Origin of the sequence: Hoeflea sp. TYP-13 (assembly GCF_040932035.1) — a bacterium.
In the GTDB taxonomy this organism is placed as follows: Bacteria; Pseudomonadota; Alphaproteobacteria; order Rhizobiales; family Rhizobiaceae; genus Hoeflea_A.
The window spans coordinates 62,967-81,094 of the sequence record NZ_JBFRBB010000005.1; the positions used below are offsets into that span (position 1 = coordinate 62,967).

Here is an 18,128-nt window from a genome sequence, read left to right on the forward strand (position 1 = left end):
GCGATCTCTAAGCGCTGTTAAAACAGACAATTGCAGCCAGTCAACGCTGTGAAGAACAGGCGGGTTTCAACTGCGGCGGCTCCATAGCCCTTGCCGGGTTGTGCGGCTCTGTGCTGCAATGATGCGTCTGTTCGCGTCTGATACAGCTGCCGGCTAGATGTCAATGGAGGCCATCAATGTTCGATCTTTTGATCAAGGACGCCAATCTTCCCGACGGCCGCTCCGGCGTCGATATCGCAGTTTCCAATGGCCGTTTCGAAGCCATTGCACCCGGGATTGACGGGGAAGCCCTAAGAGTTGTCGAAGCCGCCGGACGGCTGGTGACGCCACCTTTCATCGATCCGCATTTCCATATGGACGCGACATTGTCTCTCGGCAATCCGCGGCTCAACCGCTCCGGCACGCTGCTTGAAGGCATTGCTCTTTGGGGAGAGTTGAAGCCGCAACTGACCCATGAGGCGGTGGTCGAAAGGGCATTGCGTTATTGCGACCTGGCGGTGTCCCAGGGCCTATTGTCGATCCGCAGCCATGTCGATGTGTGCGACGATCGCTTGCTGGCCGTCGATGCGCTCCTGGAGGTGCGAGAAAAGGTCAAAGCCTATATCGACCTGCAACTGGTGGCCTTTCCCCAGGATGGACTTTTCCGCTCGGCCGGCGCGGAGAAGAACCTGATGCGCGCGCTCGACAAGGGCGTCGATGTCGTTGGCGGCATTCCCCATTTCGAGCGCACCATGCAGGAAGGCGCGGCCTCCGTTCAAAGGCTTTGCGAAATTGCCGCCGAACGCGGCCTGCCGGTCGATATGCACTGCGACGAAACGGACGACCCGCAATCGCGCCACATCGAGACCCTGACCGCAGAGACCGTGCGCCTCGGCCTCCAGGGCCGGGTGGCCGGGTCGCACCTGACCTCGATGCACTCCATGGACAACTACTATGTCTCCAAGCTCATTCCGCTGATGGCCGAAGCGCAGATCCACGCAATCCCCAATCCGCTGATCAACATTACCCTGCAGGGCCGCCACGACACTTACCCCAAGCGCCGCGGCATGACCCGCGTCCCCGAACTGCTTGCCGCCGGCATCAACGTTTCGCTTGGTCAGGATTGCTGCATGGACCCTTGGTATTCGCTCGGCAATGCGGACATGCTTGAAGTTGCCCATATGGCGGTCCATGTCGCCCAGATGACGTCGGTCAACGCCATGAAGCAGGCATTCGATGCCATCACGGTAAACTCTGCGCGGGCGATCGGGCTTGATGATTACGGCATCGAAAAAGGCCGGCCGGCCAATTGTGTTGTCCTGCAGGCGCGTGACCCTGTCGAAGCCATCCGGCTGAGGGCAACGCGGCTGGCCGTTATTCGCAACGGCGAGGTGATTGCCGAGACCGGACCGCGTATGGCAACGCTCAGCCTTCCGGACAGGCCCGGTACAATTGACGCCGCCGACTACGCGCCCGTTGAGGCCGCCCCAGGTGCACCGTGACAAGGACCCGAAGACGCATTCCCGTTCTTGGTAAATTGCAGCAATTCAATCCACTTTTTGACCATTAGGACAAAAAGTTGACAAATCGTCGCATCCCGATAAACTTTTGACCAATAGGACAAAAATATAAAACTGCCTCCGGACCTGCCGGAGAGCAAAATTGTCCATAACCGGAGGAACATCGAAATGGGGAATTTTCTGACTCGCCGGCATATCCTTGCAGCAGCTTTGTGCATGGCTCCAGCTTTTGTTGCACCGTCATTTGCAGCCGACAAGATAAAGGTCGCAGGCATCCACGCCTCACCCGTGGAAAATGCGTGGAACTCGCGCATTCATGAAGCACTGCAATCAGCCCACGACGACGGTGTCATTGAGTATGTGTTCTCCGAGGGCGTTTCTGGAACGGACTATGCCCGAGCCATGCGTGAATATGCCGAACAGGGCGTCGACCTGATCTGGGGCGAATCCTACGCGGTTGAAAACGAAGCGCGCCAGGTTGCAGCAGACTATCCTGATATTGCGTTTCTCATGGGTTCATCAGGCGGCCCAGCCGGCGATAATTTCGGCGTTTTTGGCACGCGAAACCATGAAGCGGCCTATCTTGCGGGCATGCTTGCCGGCACCTTGAGCAAATCCAACACCTACGGATCGGTCGGCGGCTATCCCATCCCGGAGGTCAATTTGCTTATCAACGCCTATCGTGAAGGTGTGAAGGAAGTGAATCCCGACGCCAAGTTTCTCAATGGCTTTATCGGTGCGTGGTTTGATCCGCCAAAGGCAAAAGAGGCCGCAATTGCGCAGATCGATGCCGGCGCTGATGTGATTTTCGGCGAGCGCATAGGTACGGCAGACGGCGCCAAGGAGCACGATGTTCTCGCCATCGGCTCACTCATTGACTACACGCCACGCTATCCGGGCACCGTGTTTGCCAACGCCATCTGGAATTTCCGTCCGACCGTCGACGCGGTTGTCGCGGATGTTGCGGCCGGAAATCCCGTCGGCAGGGATTACACCGAATTTTCCTTCATGAAACACGGTGGCAACGACATTAACTTTGTCGCCGATGGCATTTCTCCCGACGCGATTTCAGCGATGGAAGAAAAGCGCAAAGCGATCAAGGAAGGCACATTCGAGGTTCCGATCGACACCAACGAACCTTCCTGAGTAGCGGAGATGTCACCGGCACATGGCAATGGTGCCGCGCCGCTCCCTGACGCAACGGCGCTCGCCGAAGCTGTTCGCCACGGCGAGACCAGCGCAATGGCGCTGATGCAAGCGAGCATCGAGCGGGCCAAAGCGGACCCCTATGGTGCGGTTTGCCATCTCGATGTGCAGATGGGGCTGGACGCCGCCAGGCAATTCGACAAACGCCTTGCGGGCGGCGAGCAGGAGGCGCGCAATGCGCCGTTTGCGGGGGTTCCGTTTCTTGCCAAGGATCTGAGCAATGCCGCCCGGGGGTTGCCCGTTCATGCCGGATCCAAAGCCCTGGCAAAACGCGTCCGCCCCGCTGACGAGGACAGCCTGATATTCAAGCGGTTCCGACAGGCGGGCCTTCTTCCGTTCGGCGTGACGACGACACCGGAATTCGGCCTTGCACTGACCAGTGAGCCGCCCGCGGGACCGCTCGCCCGCAACCCGTGGAATCCGGACTATTCGCCGGGCGGCTCGTCCGGCGGTGCGGCCGGCGCGGTTGCATCCGGCATCGTTGCCATTGCCCATGCATCCGATGCGGCCGGCTCCATTCGCGTACCTGCCGCCTGTTGCGGCATTTTCGGGCTCAAACCCTCAAGGGGCCTGACCTCCAATGCGCCGGAGTTCGGCAATCACCTGATGGGCATCACCGGCGAACTGGTGCTGGCACGTTCCGTCCGCGATATTCGTGCGGCGCTTGTGGCGGTATCGGGCCACACAATGGGGCCCTATGGCGAGGTGAACCTCTCGGGCGTTCCGGTAAAGGGTATGCGGATCGGAATTGTCGATACCGCACCAAGGACCGGTAAAGAGCAGGCTGAGGCCGTCCGCTCCATCATCCCGCTATTGAAAGATCAGGGACATACGATCGTTGATGTCGATCTCACGGCGCTCGATGAGCTTGCCGCTGCTTCCGACGGCATTGTGCGTACAATCCTGTCAGTGTCGCTGGCCTGCTGGCTCGATTCCCTGGAAATTGCCGACGATGAAATCAGTCCTGTAACCGCTGCGGCCGCCCGGGATGGACGTGCGCTGAACGCATGTGATCTCTATTCGGCGGAAGCGAATGCCGCGCGCATAGCCCATGGCTGTTGGAAGCTTTTTGAAGACATGGACGCCATAGCCATGCCGATGCTTTCCGGTCCTCCGCCGAAAATCGGCTCTATGCCTTCGGACAGAACTGACACCGACACACTGTGGGACCAGATGGCAACAATCGCACCGCGCACAGCGCTGGCAAATGCAGCGGGCATACCTGCGCTGAGCCTGCCGCGCGGCCTCGACAAATCCGGCTTGCCGCTGTCGGTTCAGCTGATCGGGCCGATCGGCGCCGATCTGTTGCTCCTCGATATCGCCCAGCATCTCGAAACCGGCCCGCACTGGCATTTCCCCGCAGATATCGCGGGGGCACATCCATGACGGCCGAACCGGTACTGGAACTGTCAAACATATCGAAAAGTTTCGGCAATCTGGTTGCCAATGACGACATCAGCCTGTCACTGGCAAGGGGAGAACTGCTGGCGCTTCTGGGTGAAAACGGCGCCGGCAAGACGACGCTGATGAACATCCTCTTCGGGCACTACACCGCCGATAGCGGTGAAGTGCGCGCATTCGGAAACATCCTTCCCCCGGGCCGGCCACGGGCAGCAATCGAAGCCGGCATCGGCATGGTTCATCAGCATTTCACTCTCGCCGGGAACCTCACCGTACTCGACAACGTCATCATCGGCACGGAATCGCTTTCGCAATTGCGTTCCGACAGAACCGGCGCGCGCGACAAGCTGAGCGCCCTTGCCGAAAAATTCGGGCTCCAAGTCGATCCCGATGCCCTGGTCGGCGACCTTTCCGTCGGTGAAAAACAGCGGGTAGAGATTTTGAAAGCGCTCTACCGCGATGCAAAGGTCCTCATCCTAGACGAGCCAACCGCGGTTTTAACCAGCATTGAGGCCGAGCAGCTGTTCAAGACGCTTCGCGGCATGACCGAAACCGGCCTTTCCGTTATCTTCATTTCGCACAAGCTCGCGGAAGTCATGGCGGCATCACAGCGCGTGGTCATATTGCGGGCCGGAAAGGTGGTTGCGGAAAAGCATACCGCCGATACGGACCGTGCTGAACTTGCCGAGCTGATGGTCGGCAGGCGGGTGACACGCCCCGTCAGGACCGATCAGGCGCCCGGTCGTGAAATCCTCTCCGCCAGGGCAGTGGATGTTGTCGAGGATAGCCGCAAAACTCTGGACAATATCAGTTTTGCCGTCCACGCCGGCGAGGTGCTCGGCATTATCGGCGTTTCGGGCAACGGCCAGGCAAGCCTCGGGCGGCTGACCTGCGGGCTCACCGGCGCAAGTTCAGGCACGCTCATGCGCGATGGCGATGAAAGCCGCGCATTTTCACCGCACGCGCTTGTCGAGGCGGGAACCGGTCGTATTCCCGAAGACCGCAATGCGGAAGGTGCCGTCGGCGAAATGGCTGTCTGGGAAAATGCCGTGCTCGAACGCATCCACGATGCGCGGTTTTCAAAGCGCGGTCTTGTAGACCGCACCGCTTGCAGAACCTTCACGGACGAACTCATATCGCGCTTCGATGTCCGTGGCGCGGTGCCCGATACGGGAACCCGGCTTTTATCGGGCGGCAACATGCAAAAACTGATTCTCGGCCGCAATCTGGCGACCTCCCCCAATCTCATCATTGCCAACCAGCCGACGCGCGGGCTGGACGAAGGGGCAATTGCCGCCGTTCATTCCGAATTGCTCGAGGCACGAAAAAACGGAGCGGCCATTTTGCTCATATCAGAAGATCTGGACGAGGTGCTCGCCCTGTCTGACCGCGTCCAGGCGATCTTCAACGGGCGTCTGTCCGAGCCGATTGCCGCAACGGACGCCGATTCAAAATCGGTCGGCCTCATGATGGCGGGCATCTGGGGAGACGCAGATGCGGCTTGAGCGGCGCGACCAGTCGTCTTTGGCGCTTATAGTGGCAGCGCCGGTCGCGGCTATCATTGTATCGCTGACCCTTTCCGGCGGCCTGATAGCCCTTGCCGGCGCCAACCCGTTCGATGCCTATTTCGAAATGGTAAAGGGCGCTTTCGGCTCGCGGTTGTCCATATCTGAAACACTGACCCGGACAACACCACTCGTCCTGACCGGCCTTGCTGCCGCGGTCGCATTCCGCGCCAAGCTCTGGAATATCGGTGGTGAAGGCCAGCTCTATCTCGGCGCCCTGGTTGCCGCCTGGCTTGGACACAACATTGCCAGTGTGGTGCCGGCGCCCCTGGCGATCCTCGTCATCCTGCTCGCCGGCATGGTTGCCGGCGCATTGTTGCTGCTGGGGCCTGTTCTTTTGCGCATAAGGCTTGGTGTCGACGAGGTCGTGACCACGCTCATTCTCAATTTCATCGTCCTGCTGTTCGTATCGATGATGATCGAAGGGCCGATGAAGGATCCCCTGGCTTTCGGCTGGCCGCAGTCGGTTTCCGTGGACCGCGACGTGCTGCTGCCGAAACTGCTTGCCCGAAGCAGGCTGCATATCGGGCTGTTGATCGCCGTCGCGGCGGCGGTTCTGATATGGTTCGTGCAGACCCGGACCGTGTTCGGCCTTGAAACAAAGGCAGCCGGGCTCAACCGGAATGCGGCATCCTTTGCGGGGATCGCACTCGGCAAGACCATGCTCGGCGTTGCCTGCATATCAGGTTCGCTGGCGGGTCTCGCCGGAGCAATCGAGGTAACCGGACTGAAGGGGTACGTTACGCTCGATCTATCGCCGGGCTACGGCTATTCGGGCATCGTCGTGGCAATGCTTGCGGGTCTCAATCCGCTGGGTGTGGTGATAACAGCGCTGTTCGTCGCGATCGTCTTTGTCGGTGCCGACAGCATGAGCCGGGCGCTTGGGGTGCCCAGCTTCATCGCCGATGTCATTGTCTCCATTTCGCTCTTGACCATGCTGGTCTGCCTTTTGTTCACGACTTACCGGGTTCGCCGCTGATGGAAGCTCTCGAGATATTCGCATCGGCAAGCTTGTGGGGGGCGGTTCTGCGTATCGCCACTCCGCTGATATTCGGCACACTGGGCGCATTGATCTGCGAACGATCCGGGGTGCTGAACCTCGGCATTGAAGGCATCATGACCCTTGGCGCCATGGTCGCCTGGATGACGGTCTACCAGGGTGGCGACCTGTGGACGGGATTGATCGTTGCGGCACTTTGCGGCGGGCTTTTCGGGTTGCTGCATGCCATGCTCACGGTGCCGCTGGGACTTTCCCAGCATGTCACCGGTCTCGGCATCACGCTTTTTGCATCGTCGCTGACCTATTACATCTACAGGCTTTCTCTGCCGGTTTCGTCTTCTCCGCCCACCATCGAACCGTTCCAGCCGCTTGCCATTCCGGGCCTGTCGGATATCCCGTTTGTCGGCGAGGCGTTGTTCTCCCAGACCGCACCGACTTACCTGGCCATATTTGCCTGTCTGGCAACGGCCTATGTGCTGGCCCGCACGCCGCTTGGACTGGCGGTGCGCATGACCGGCGAGAACCCCCACGCGGTGGAAGCCCAGGGGCTTGATCCTATCAGGATCCGCATCGGCGCCATCATAACCGGAAGCGCCTTTATGGCCGTTGGCGGCGCCTTCCTGACCACCGCCACATTCAACTCGTTCTTTCCGACCATGGTCCAGGGCAGAGGGTGGGTGTGTATCGCGCTCGTCGTGTTTGCCTCCTGGCGGCCCGGCAAGGCGCTGCTCGGTGCATTGCTCTTTGCGCTGTTCGACGCCTATCAGCTACGGCTTCAGCATGTCGTCGAAAGTGCCATTCCCTATCAGGTTTTCCTGATGGTGCCCTATGTTCTGTCCATCGTCGCACTGATTGTCATGTCGCGCCGGGCCAAGGTTCCGCAAGCCCTTATGGCGCCTTACCGCAAGGGAGAACGCTAGCTAGGCAGCTCCGGAGATTGTAATCAGGCGCGGCTGCGCCGCATCCACAATATGAACGGCAGCGCGACGAAATACATGGTGATGCCGTAAACCCCCGAAGGCAGGCTGAACGGTGGCAGTCCATTGGCGGCCTCGAGTATGAGACTGCCGACCGTGATGCCGAGTGTGCTGTTCTGAACGCCCGTTTCGATGGCAATCGCAATGCCTTCGCCGCGCTCCAGCGAAAGGACGCGCCCGACACCGAGGCCGACCAGCAGCATAATAACATTCAGCAGGATCAGCAGCGGTCCGAGGAGTGCCAGATTGGAGATAAACAGGCCCCAGTTCGACGCCAGCGCACCGGCGACAATAACAACGAAAAGCACCATCGCAATGCGCGATACCGTTGTCTCGATCCGCTCCGCCAGCGCAAGTGCCCTGTGGCGCAAGGCGACGCCAATTGCCACCGGCACCGCGGTAATGGCGAACATTGCCAGAGCAAGCGTACTGACATTGATGTCGGGTGCGGACGTACCCATGAAATAATCGGCTGACCAGGCAACCAGGAGCGGCACGGTGATCACCGACAAAAGGCTGACCACAGCGGTCAGCGTCACGGATAGAGCCACGCCGCCGCCTGCAAGTTTCGTAATGATGTTGGATGTCACACCGCCGGGGCAGAAGGACAGGATCATCACACCGACGGCGAGTTCCGCCGGCAGATCGAACAGGTGCAGCAGCACGAATGCCACCAGCGGCAACAGAACGACCTGCGAGAAAGCGCCCGCAAAGAACGCCTTCGGCTGCGAAACCACTCTGGCAAAGTCACCCACAGTCAGGCCAAGCCCCAGCGAAAACATGATGAACGCCAGCGACAGCGGCAAAAACACGCTCAGCAGCATACCCTCGATACCCCTCATATTTTTTTACAGGATTATAGGCGCGCAATTCGGATTGGACAGAGTTCCGATGCGTTGCGGATTTTATCTGCCTTTTATCAAAAATCAGGAGTTGACTCTTTCAAATTGCGGGCTCGTTCCACCGCATAACAAAGAGAATCGACAGGATTGCGAATCCGCCACGTTTTCGCCGGAATATATGTTGTAATCGAATGTGCGGCGTTTTGAGTGCTGAGTTCACACATATTCCAAAAGTGAGACTATTTGAAAAGCCTCGCGCAATCAGGGGACAGATTTTATGAAACCAACTGTTATAATGGTAGGCGCTGACAAAGGCGGCGTCGGCAAGACAACGACCTGTCGTGCACTGCTGGACTATCTTGCCCGAAAAAATATTCCGGCCCGTGCCTTCGACACCGAAAACCCACGCGGCACACTCAAGCGTTTCTTTCCCGGCATCACAGAAGTTATTGATCTGAATTCGGTAGCCGATCAGATGAAAATTTTGGACACGCTGGATTCAGCGTCTGTCAAAGTGACCATTGTCGACCAGAAAGCCGGCAACCTGTCATCCACGCTGGATACGTTCGACCGGATCGGCGTTCTGGAAGCCGCCCGTCACGGCCATTTCGACCTTGGGCTGATCCATGTTGTCGGACCGTCTGTCGCATCGCTCGACGAGATCAACGAGATCTCGCACTACATCAAAGGCATCAACTACGTCATCGCCCGTAATTTCATCAACGAAACGAACTTCTTTGAATGGGACGAAAAAACCTTCAAGAAGTATTTCGCCGATTTGCCGGACGCGACGGAAATCGACATTCCGAAGCTCAATGAGATGGCCTACGAACAGGTTGACCTTGCCGGTGTGACGTTCTCCGACTTTGTCGAAAGCAGGGACGCGCGCGGCAGCGATGCCAATTTCTCTTTCGTTTTGCGTGGCTATGTCCGCAAGTGGATTTCAGATTTGGATGCGGAATTCAACAACCTGAGCCTCCTGCAGAATCTCGACGGTGCCGTGCCGGAGCCAACCGCAAAGCCCAAAGCCGAGACGCAGCGGGCGGCAAAAAAGTAGGCATCTTTTCCAGAGTGTCTCTTGTTTATTCGCAATAGGTACGGGGTTAGTATGTGACAACCCCGTATCTTTTGCGCCAGCCGAAAGAGGACCGGGGCAAGCGGGAGGCCTGTCATCGGCGCTAACATTCACATCATCTGCTCCGACGAGACCCGCAACGGCAAGACGATCTTTGCGAGGCTCTATGCTGAACTGTTGCGCCTTGGCACCGATCACCTGCCCCGCATTATCGACACGGACTATCCCAACGGCACAATTGTTCGCTACTTTCCCGAGGATTGCGACATTATTGATTTGTCGAGCACCGACGGGCAGATACGGTTGTTTGACAATATCCTCGAAAACCCGCAACTGGATCATGTCATCGATCTGGAAGCATATCATCTCCAACGGTTCTTCTCGATTTTTGAGGATATCGGATACAATCAGGCTGCCGCCGATGCCGGCATGGGCGTGGCGGTGTTTTATTTTCTCGACCGCACCCTCGCCTCGATCCAGACAGCCATAGCCCTGCGCAAACGGTTGACGTCAAGTCAGTTCATCCTGGTCCGCAACGATGCGATCGGCGCCTACCGCGCCCCCGTATATGGCGAGCGGGAATTATCGCGGATCGATATGGACCGGCAAATCCGCCTTCCGGTGCTTTCCACCGATGTGCTTGATTTCGTTGAGGATCCGGCCTTCAACCTGACGGATTTCATCATGCAGCGGCCCCACAGCCTGCCCGACTGGTTGACCGACGAGCTTTGGAGTTTTTTGGAAGAGATCTATGAACAGCAGCCCATCGGCACTGCCGAGAGCATGCTCTCGGCCTGACCGGGGCTCTTCGGCCGGTTATGCGAATGTTTCCAGGTGCGATTGTCGCCTGATATAAAAGCTCAGAGAAACGGCAAGTCGCGAAGCGACGCCGGCACCGCCTCGCCGTCCTTGTCAACAACGACATCGGTTCCCGGAGGCACATCGGCCGAAACCAGCGCAAAGCCTATGTTCTTCTCCATCCGGTACGACCAGACGTGATTGGTGAGGTCGCCGATTTTTACGCCATCCTTGACGATATCGTACCAGCTAAAGCCGATTTGTGTCGGCTCATCGCCCTCCAGAACCGCACCGATCAGATGACGCATCGGCCCCTCTTCCTTGATGCGCCGCAGAGCCTTTATGCCGATGACGTCATCCGCCACATCGAGATCCACATAAGCCCCCATCCGCACTTCAAACGGATTGGTTTGATCGTCAGTGTCGCCGCCCCACGACAACAACCCGCTTTCGATGCGCTCGCAGGCATTGGGATTGCCCGGTCCGATGTTGAACGGCTGTCCGGCTTCCTTGACAAGGTTCCACAGTGCTGTGCCCTTCGATCCGTCCATCAGGTAGAGTTCGAAACCGCCCTGTTTCGACCAGCCCGAACGCGCGACCGCCACAGGAATTCCGTCAATTGCCGTTTCGCGGAACCAGAAATATTTAAGGTCGCGTATCCAGTCGCCGAACATCGATGCAACGACATCCTCCGCCTTTGGTCCCTGCACGGCAAGCGGCGATACGTCCGCTTCTGTAACCGCGACGTCAAGGCCGCGCTCGGCAGCGATCGCCCGGGCCCAGAAGAGGATGTTTGAATCGGCGATCGATAGCCAGTACCTGTCATCGGCGAGCTTCAACAGGATCGGGTCGTTGATGATCGTGCCCGCATGGTTGCAAAGCGCCACATATTTGCCTTGCCCCTCGACGCATTTTGAAAGGTCCCGGGGCGCCAATATCTGCGCCAGCCTGCCCGCATCGCGCCCCTGCAACTGTATCTGCCGTTCAACCGCAACGTCCCACATTGATACACCGTTGATGATGCGCCAGTACTCCTCCTGCGGTCTGCCGTAGCCCGTTGGCATCAGCATGTTGTTGTATGTCGTAAAACTGGTGACGCCTTCGGCAACCGTCGCGTTGAAAAAGGGTGAGGGGCGCAGCCGCGCGGACGGCATAATGGAGTACATGGATCCCTGCCATTTTTTGTTGACCGTTCAATTGCACGAATTAGATTCACCAGCGACAGGCCCGTCAATCAACATATTTGCATCCAAAGCCTGTACGTAAATTATGACTGGTCCGGAATGAAAAAGAACAAAGATCGATGAAGCGCAGACTGCCACCACTCAACTGGCTGAGGGCGTTTGAGGCCTCGGCGAGGCATTTGAGCTTTACCAGCGCAGCGGAAGAGCTGAACCTGACGCAGGCTGCGGTCAGCAAGCAGGTCAAGCTGCTCGAACAATATCTTCGCGAACCGCTGTTTTACAGGAAACCGCGAAGCCTTGTTCTGACCAAGGTGGGCGCCGCCTATCTGCCGAAAGTCAACGATTCCTTCATGCGCCTTGCTGAAGGAACCGAGGAAGTCTTCGGACATCGACGGTCGGGACTGCTCACGGTTCGCGCAACGGTGAGTTTCGCGGTTACCTGGCTCGGGCCGCGCCTGCACCGCTATTATGAGAGGCACCCGGACCATCCAGTACGCATCGTCAGCAGCGTCTGGAACGATGAGTTCGACCGCGAGAGCTTCGACCTCGACATTCGCTATGGCACAGGAAACTGGCCCGGCTTTCATTGCGACCGCCTGACCTGGGGAGAATTGACGCCGCTCTGCAGCCCAAGGCTGCTTGAAGGCAAAAACAAACTGCAGGACCCGGAGGACCTGCGTCACCACAACCTTCTGCAGGTTCTTGGTTACGAGGATGGCTGGACCACATGGCTGAAGGCGGCAGGCGTTGAAAACATCAATGCAGGCCAGGGCCAGCAGTTCGATTCATCACTCATGGCATTTGCTGTGGCGGAAAGTGGCGCAGGAGTGGTCCTCGGCCGGTCAGCGATGGTCGGCGACATGCTGGCCTCGGGAAGGCTGGTCAAGCCGTTTGAACTGTCTGTACCCGTTGAAGAGGCGATCTACCTCATCTTCCCGATGGACGGAACCGGCCATCCCGATTCAGAACTGTTCCGCACGTGGCTGCTGGAAGAAGCACAAGCAGCCAAGATCGCGTAAAAAAACCGGCGGCTGAATTGTCAGCCGCCGGTTGCATTCATTCAGCGTTAGCCGGGGATTACGAGAACCACCAGCGTTCGCCGATCTTGTTACCGTCATTGATCCAGTTGGCGGCCACGAGGTCGTCATGGGCCAGCCCCTTGGAATGGGCGTGGATGTAGTTCGCCCACATCGGCACGATAGCTCCGCCATCGTCGTTGACGAGCGCCTGAGCTTCGTAATAGAGCTCGCGGCGTTTGCCCTCATCAAGCTCTGCGCGTGCTTCAACCACGACATTGTTGAACTTCTTCGACGCGTCTGTACCCTTCCAGGCGGTGTCGTTCCATTCCGTGTCGTTGGTGTAAGCTGCCGAGAACATCCAGTCTTCGGTCGGCCGGCCGCCCCAGTAACAGGCACACCAGCCCTTTTTGTTCCAGACGTTCGACCAGTAACCGTCCTTCGGCTCGCGCACGACTTCGACGGTGATCCCGGCTTCGCCCGCAGAGGCTGCGACGAGCTGCGCCGCATCGACCGCACCAGCAAATGCCGCATCGGACGTGGACAGCGGGATCGCTCCGGAATGGCCGGACTTCTTGTAGTGGAACGCTGCCTTTTCCGGATCGAACTCGCGCTGGTCGAGCTGGTTGTTGTGGAAACGGTTTGCCGTCGAAATCGGATGGTCATTGCCGATGGCACCATGGCCGAGCAGGATCTTGTCGACAAGTTCCTGACGCTTGATGGCGTATTTGAGGGCCATGCGCAGGTCGTAATTTCCAAACGGTTCCGTGTCGAGACGCATCGGGAACGTGTAGTGCTGCGTTCCGGTGGTCTCCAGTATGGTCAGGTTCGGCGCCCGCGACAGAAGGTTCACGGTCTTCGGATCGACATTGTCGATCACGTCGACATCGCCGTTCATGATCGCATTCTGGCGCGCGGTCACATCGATGATCGACAGCAGTTCGACTTCGTCGAAATGTGCGCGGCCTTCCTTGAAGTAGTTCGCATTGCGCTTGGCATGCACGCGCACGCCCGGTTCGAAATCCGCGATGGCGTAGCCGCCCGTACCGATGCCGCCGCCGGAATCAACGACGCCGTCCTTCGAAGGTAGAATGGCAAGGTGATAATCGCTGACGATGTACGGGAAGTCAGCATTGCCGGACTCCAGTTCGAAGACCACCGTATGGTCGTCGTCCTTACGCAGATCCTGAATGCCGGCGAGGATGCCCTTCGCGGCCGATTTGGAGTCTTCGCCGCGGTGATAGTTCATCGTTGCGATGACATCGTCGGCGGTAAAGGACTTGCCATTGTGGAATTCAACGCCCTTGCGCAGCTTGAATACCCAGGTTTTTGCATCTGCTGATTCAAAGCTTTCGGCAAGCTCCGGAACAAGCACGCCCTCGTTGCTGACTTCCGTCAGGCAGTTACCGAACAGGTAGCCGGTTGCCTGCATGAAGCCGTTTTCGAATGTGCTGGGGTCCAGTGAATCAGTGGTTGAGCCGTAGCCCATGCCCTGTCGCAGCTTGCCGCCCTTATTCGGCGCCGCTGCCATGGCCCTGTCGGCAAGGCTCATGCTGGTCGGCAGGACAACGCCGGCCGCAAGTGCCGACATGATGAACTGCCGTCGGTCGATAAGTCCGAGACTCAGCTTCCGCTCCTGATCTTTGATGTACTTTTCGCGCATTATGTTCCTCCCGTTCGTTGGAGCACGAATTCTAAATATTAGCCGGCTGAATGAATGTCATTGACCGGTGTTCCCGCAGTTTTTTTCCGCTCTCATGCGGCGGTCGCGGATCATAATAGGCATCCCATGCAATACCTTAGTATGAATAATATAGGGGCATTGGGTTAAATCCAGTTATGAAATCCGCAAAAAAACGCTTTAGAATCGGTCACTCTGGACCGTTTTATTGAATATGCATTCAATTTACCGCCAGCGCAACACCTTTACATTTGCTCCCATGGATGCGTACCTTTGTCACAACACCGCCTCGGGGAGTGGCGGGACAAGAATTGTAACAGTGTGGGAACACGCGCAAGACAGGGGGGAGCAGTTTGCACCCGATCGTATCGACGATCCTGCAGAGGCTGGGTCTCGGACTTTTCACGTTATTTATAGTTTCAGTAATTATTTTCAGCTCACTGGAAATGCTGCCCGGAGATTTCGGCGAATCCGTGCTTGGGCAGGCGGCGACGGAAGAAACCGTCACTGCGTTCCGCAAGGAACTCGGTCTCGATAAGCCCGCATATCTGCGCTATTTCGAATGGGTCGGCTCGGTTATGACCGGCGATCTCGGAACCTCGTTTTCAGGCAGGGCCGCATCGGGTGTCGACCGTTCCAGACCTGTGGTCGATCTGGTGGCGCCAAGATTATGGAACACCCTGTTCCTGGCCGGCATGACTGCCCTGATCGCCGTGCCGCTGGCGCTGTTCCTGGGCATTACATCGGCGCTTTACCGCAACTCGCTTTATGACCGTACCGTCAATGTGACAACGCTGACGACGATCTCCTTCCCGGAGTTTTTCGTCGCTTATCTTCTCATCCTGTTTCTGGCTTCGCTGTGGCCGGTTTTCCCGTCGCTTGCGACCGTGGACGACACAACGTCCTTTGGCCAACGGGTTCTCAAGACCGCACTGCCGGCCCTGACGCTCACCCTGGTCATTGTCGCGCATATGATGCGCATGACCCGGGCTGCGATCATCAACCTGCTCGCCAGTCCCTATATCGAGATGGCTCTTTTGAAGGGTTCATCGCGCTCGGAGATCATAATCAAACATGCACTGCCCAATGCCTGGGCACCGATCGCCACGGTCATCGCCTTCAACCTTGCCTATCTGGTTGTCGGAGTGGTGGTTGTCGAAGTGGTGTTTGTCTATCCCGGCATCGGTCAGCTCATGGTCGATGCGGTCACGACCCGCGATATTCCGGTTGTCCAGGCCTGTGCCCTCATATTTGCCGGAACCTACATCATCCTTAACCTGGTCGCCGACATCATCGGCACCGTCACCAATCCCAGATTGCTGCACCCGCGATGAACAACGCCGACGAATCCTATTCACCGCTTAACGAAAGCGCGACACGCATCACGCGGCGCACCCGGGCCCAGAAGATCTGGCTCGGGCTGAAAAAAGCGCCGCTTTCCGCCTGGTTCGGATTGATCGTGATTATTGCCTATTTGCTGGTCGCGCTGTTTGCGCAGCTCCTTGCCCCTTACGGCGAGGCGCAGATTTTCCCCGAACCCTATGCACAGTGGAGCGCTGAACATATTTTCGGAACCGACCAGATCGGCCGCGATGTCTATACGCGCCTCATCTACGGTGCGCAGAACACGATTGGCATTGCGCTGGTAACAACGTTCCTGTCATTCCTGATCGGCGGCGGCCTTGCTCTCGCCGCAACGATTACCCGCGGCTGGACCGACCAGATACTGAGCCGGACGGTCGATGCGCTGATGGCCATTCCAAGCCTGATTTTCGCCTTGATGCTGCTGTCGATGTTCGGCTCGAGCATCACAAGCCTCATCATTATTATCGCGGTGCTTGATTCCACCCGCGTCTTCCGCCTGACCCGCTCGGTGGCCATCAATGTGGTGGTCATGGACTATGTCGAGGCAGCCCGCCTGCGCGGCGAGGGCATCGGCTGGATCATGCGCAAGGAAATCCTGCCAAACATTATGCCGCCGCTGGTCGCCGAGTTCGGACTGCGTTTCTGTTTCGTCTTCCTGACCGTCGCGGCTCTTTCCTTCCTCGGGGTCGGCATTCAGCCGCCGGCGGCGGACTGGGGATCGATGGTGCGTGAAAACGCATCTCTCATCCAGTTTGCCAGATACGACATCAAGGCGGCGATCACACCGCTGCTTCCGGCAGCAGCGATCGCCCTTTTAACGGTGGCGGTCAATTTTGTCGTCGACTGGTTCCTGCATAAAACGAGCGGTTTGCGCGATGAGTTCTGATACGGCCAAAAAAGGTGACATCCTGCTGGAAATGCGCGACGTGCGTATCGACGGCTTCAGCGACGAGCGCTGGCATGAGATCGTCAAAGGCGTAAACCTGACGCTGCGCCGCGGCGAGGTGATGGGGCTGATCGGGGAATCGGGCGCCGGCAAGTCGACCCTGGGTCTGGCTGCGATGGGCTATGCCCGCCCCGGCTGCAAGATCACCGGCGGCTCGATCATGTTCGACGGCATGGATCTGGTGGCTACCAGAGAAGCCGAGAAGCGCAAGCTTTGGGGAACCCGCATCGCCTATGTCGCCCAGTCTGCCGCGGCAGCCTTCAATCCCGCACACCGGCTGATCGACCAGACCGTCGAAGCCACCGTGCGCGCCCAGTTGCGCAGCGATAAGGAAGCGCGCAGCGATGCACGGGTGCTTTACAAGGACCTGCAGCTTCCCAATCCCGACACGATCGGCGACCGCTATCCGCACCAGGTTTCGGGCGGCCAGTTGCAGCGCGTCATGACCGCCATGGCAATGTCACCACGCCCGGATCTCATCATTTTCGACGAGCCGACAACGGCTCTTGATGTGACAACGCAGGTCGAAGTACTGGCCGCGATGCGCGAGATCGTCGAGACTTTCCACGTTGCGGCGATCTACATCACCCACGATCTTGCCGTCGTTGCCCAGATGGCGGATTTCATCAAGGTGCTGCGATTCGGCGAAGAGGTGGAACAGGCCGATACCAGGACCATGCTGGAAGCGCCCAAAATGCCCTATACCAAATCGCTCTGGTCGGTGCGCGAGCTGGAAAAGCCTGAAGACAAGGGCAAAGACATCATCATGGAGATCAAGGGCGTTGACGCCGCCTATGGCGATCTCAAGGTGCTGGACAATGTGAACATCAAAATTCCGCGCGGCCGCACCGTCGCCGTCGTGGGCGAATCGGGATCGGGCAAGTCGACAACCGCCCGTGTCATGACCGGTCTGCTGCCGCCGCTGAAAGGCGAGGTCCTTTTCAACGGCGAGCCGTTGCCGGGTGCCCTGAAGGAACGCTCACGCGATCAGCTCCACCGCATTCAGATGATCTACCAGATGGCCGATACCGCCATGAACCCGCGCCAGACGGTGGAAGAGATCATCGGCAGGCCGCTGGAGTTTTATCTCGGTCTCAAAGGCCGCGAACGCGAGAACCGTGTCATCGAGCTTTTGAAGATGATCGAGCTCGACGAGAGCTTCATGGACCGCCTGCCGAGCGAGCTTTCCGGCGGACAAAAGCAGCGCATATGCATCGCCCGCGCCCTGGCGGCCGATCCCGACATCATCATATGCGACGAAATCACTTCCGCGCTCGACCAGATCGTCCAGGAGGATATCCTCAAGCTGCTGTTGCGCCTGCAGCGCGATCTCGGCATCACCTATATGTTCATCACCCACGACATTGCGACGGTCAAAGCCATCTCCGACGAGATCGTGGTCATGTTCCAGGGCAAGGTTGTCGAACAGGGGCTGAAAAGCGAGATTCTTTCTCCGCCGCATCCCGACTACACCGAGCTTTTGCTGTCCTCCGTTCCGGAAATGGACCCCGACTGGCTCACCCACCTGCTTGAAGAACGGCAAAAGACCGAGGGCCAGACGGCTGCCGAATAA

15 protein-coding genes are annotated in these 18,128 nt (G+C 58.2%); 12 read left to right on the forward strand and 3 right to left on the reverse strand.

Features of this window, described 5'->3' with window-relative positions; all coding sequences use genetic code 11:
- Positions 1 to 176: 176 nt before the first annotated feature.
- From ABVT35_RS23395 to ABVT35_RS23420, 6 genes are all read left to right on the forward strand, one after another.
- Entirely contained in the window at positions 177 to 1,481 is a 1,305-nt protein-coding gene (locus ABVT35_RS23395; RefSeq protein ID WP_368469816.1) for an amidohydrolase family protein, read from the forward strand.
- A gap of 186 nt (positions 1,482 to 1,667) precedes the next feature.
- Positions 1,668 to 2,645, forward strand: coding sequence for a BMP family protein (locus ABVT35_RS23400; RefSeq protein ID WP_368469817.1), 978 nt, complete (start codon positions 1,668 to 1,670; stop codon positions 2,643 to 2,645).
- A gap of 9 nt (positions 2,646 to 2,654) precedes the next feature.
- Positions 2,655 to 4,091 carry an amidase gene (locus ABVT35_RS23405; RefSeq protein ID WP_368469818.1) on the forward strand — a complete coding sequence of 479 codons (1,437 nt, stop codon included), beginning with the start codon at positions 2,655 to 2,657 and terminating at the stop codon, positions 4,089 to 4,091.
- A complete protein-coding gene (locus ABVT35_RS23410) occupies positions 4,088 to 5,611 on the forward strand; it encodes an ABC transporter ATP-binding protein (protein ID WP_368469820.1) in 1,524 nt (507 codons plus the stop codon). Before ABVT35_RS23405 ends, ABVT35_RS23410 begins: the two co-directional genes overlap by 4 nt.
- Positions 5,601 to 6,650, forward strand: coding sequence for an ABC transporter permease (locus ABVT35_RS23415; RefSeq protein WP_368469822.1), 1,050 nt, complete (start codon positions 5,601 to 5,603; stop codon positions 6,648 to 6,650). Before ABVT35_RS23410 ends, ABVT35_RS23415 begins: the two co-directional genes overlap by 11 nt.
- The gene (locus tag ABVT35_RS23420; RefSeq protein WP_368469823.1) at positions 6,650 to 7,591 is read left to right on the forward strand and encodes an ABC transporter permease; all 942 of its coding nucleotides are present in this window, start codon (positions 6,650 to 6,652) and stop codon (positions 7,589 to 7,591) included. Before ABVT35_RS23415 ends, ABVT35_RS23420 begins: the two co-directional genes overlap by 1 nt.
- A gap of 23 nt (positions 7,592 to 7,614) precedes the next feature.
- Here ABVT35_RS23420 and ABVT35_RS23425 read toward each other — a convergent pair whose 3' ends face one another.
- Positions 7,615 to 8,490, reverse strand: coding sequence for a bile acid:sodium symporter family protein (locus ABVT35_RS23425; protein WP_368469825.1), 876 nt, complete (start codon positions 8,488 to 8,490; stop codon positions 7,615 to 7,617).
- Positions 8,491 to 8,767: 277 nt separating this feature from the next.
- Between ABVT35_RS23425 and ABVT35_RS23430 the strand changes: the two genes are divergently transcribed.
- Positions 8,768 to 9,547, forward strand: coding sequence for a hypothetical protein (locus ABVT35_RS23430; protein ID WP_368469827.1), 780 nt, complete (start codon positions 8,768 to 8,770; stop codon positions 9,545 to 9,547).
- Positions 9,548 to 9,742: 195 nt separating this feature from the next.
- Complete coding sequence (locus tag ABVT35_RS23435; protein WP_368469829.1) at positions 9,743 to 10,363, forward strand: hypothetical protein; 621 nt, start codon at positions 9,743 to 9,745, stop codon at positions 10,361 to 10,363.
- A gap of 62 nt (positions 10,364 to 10,425) precedes the next feature.
- On the opposite strand, the gene ABVT35_RS23440 is transcribed toward ABVT35_RS23435, so the two are convergent.
- Positions 10,426 to 11,529, reverse strand: coding sequence for a glycine cleavage T C-terminal barrel domain-containing protein (locus ABVT35_RS23440; protein ID WP_368469831.1), 1,104 nt, complete (start codon positions 11,527 to 11,529; stop codon positions 10,426 to 10,428).
- A 137-nt stretch (positions 11,530 to 11,666) separates the two neighbouring features.
- Here ABVT35_RS23440 and gcvA point away from each other — a divergent pair, with 137 nt between their 5' ends.
- A complete protein-coding gene (gene gcvA, locus ABVT35_RS23445; RefSeq protein ID WP_368469833.1) occupies positions 11,667 to 12,566 on the forward strand; it encodes a transcriptional regulator GcvA in 900 nt (299 codons plus the stop codon).
- A 58-nt stretch (positions 12,567 to 12,624) separates the two neighbouring features.
- Here gcvA and ABVT35_RS23450 read toward each other — a convergent pair whose 3' ends face one another.
- Positions 12,625 to 14,226, reverse strand: coding sequence for an ABC transporter substrate-binding protein (locus ABVT35_RS23450; protein ID WP_368469834.1), 1,602 nt, complete (start codon positions 14,224 to 14,226; stop codon positions 12,625 to 12,627).
- Between the two features lie 371 nt (positions 14,227 to 14,597).
- Here ABVT35_RS23450 and ABVT35_RS23455 point away from each other — a divergent pair, with 371 nt between their 5' ends.
- From ABVT35_RS23455 to ABVT35_RS23465, 3 genes are read left to right on the forward strand one after another with little or no spacing between them, the layout of a single operon-like run.
- A complete protein-coding gene (locus ABVT35_RS23455) occupies positions 14,598 to 15,578 on the forward strand; it encodes an ABC transporter permease (RefSeq protein ID WP_368469836.1) in 981 nt (326 codons plus the stop codon).
- The gene (locus ABVT35_RS23460) at positions 15,575 to 16,495 is read left to right on the forward strand and encodes an ABC transporter permease (RefSeq protein WP_368469837.1); all 921 of its coding nucleotides are present in this window, start codon (positions 15,575 to 15,577) and stop codon (positions 16,493 to 16,495) included. Before ABVT35_RS23455 ends, ABVT35_RS23460 begins: the two co-directional genes overlap by 4 nt.
- Positions 16,485 to 18,128, forward strand: coding sequence for an ABC transporter ATP-binding protein (locus ABVT35_RS23465; RefSeq protein ID WP_368469838.1), 1,644 nt, complete (start codon positions 16,485 to 16,487; stop codon positions 18,126 to 18,128). Before ABVT35_RS23460 ends, ABVT35_RS23465 begins: the two co-directional genes overlap by 11 nt.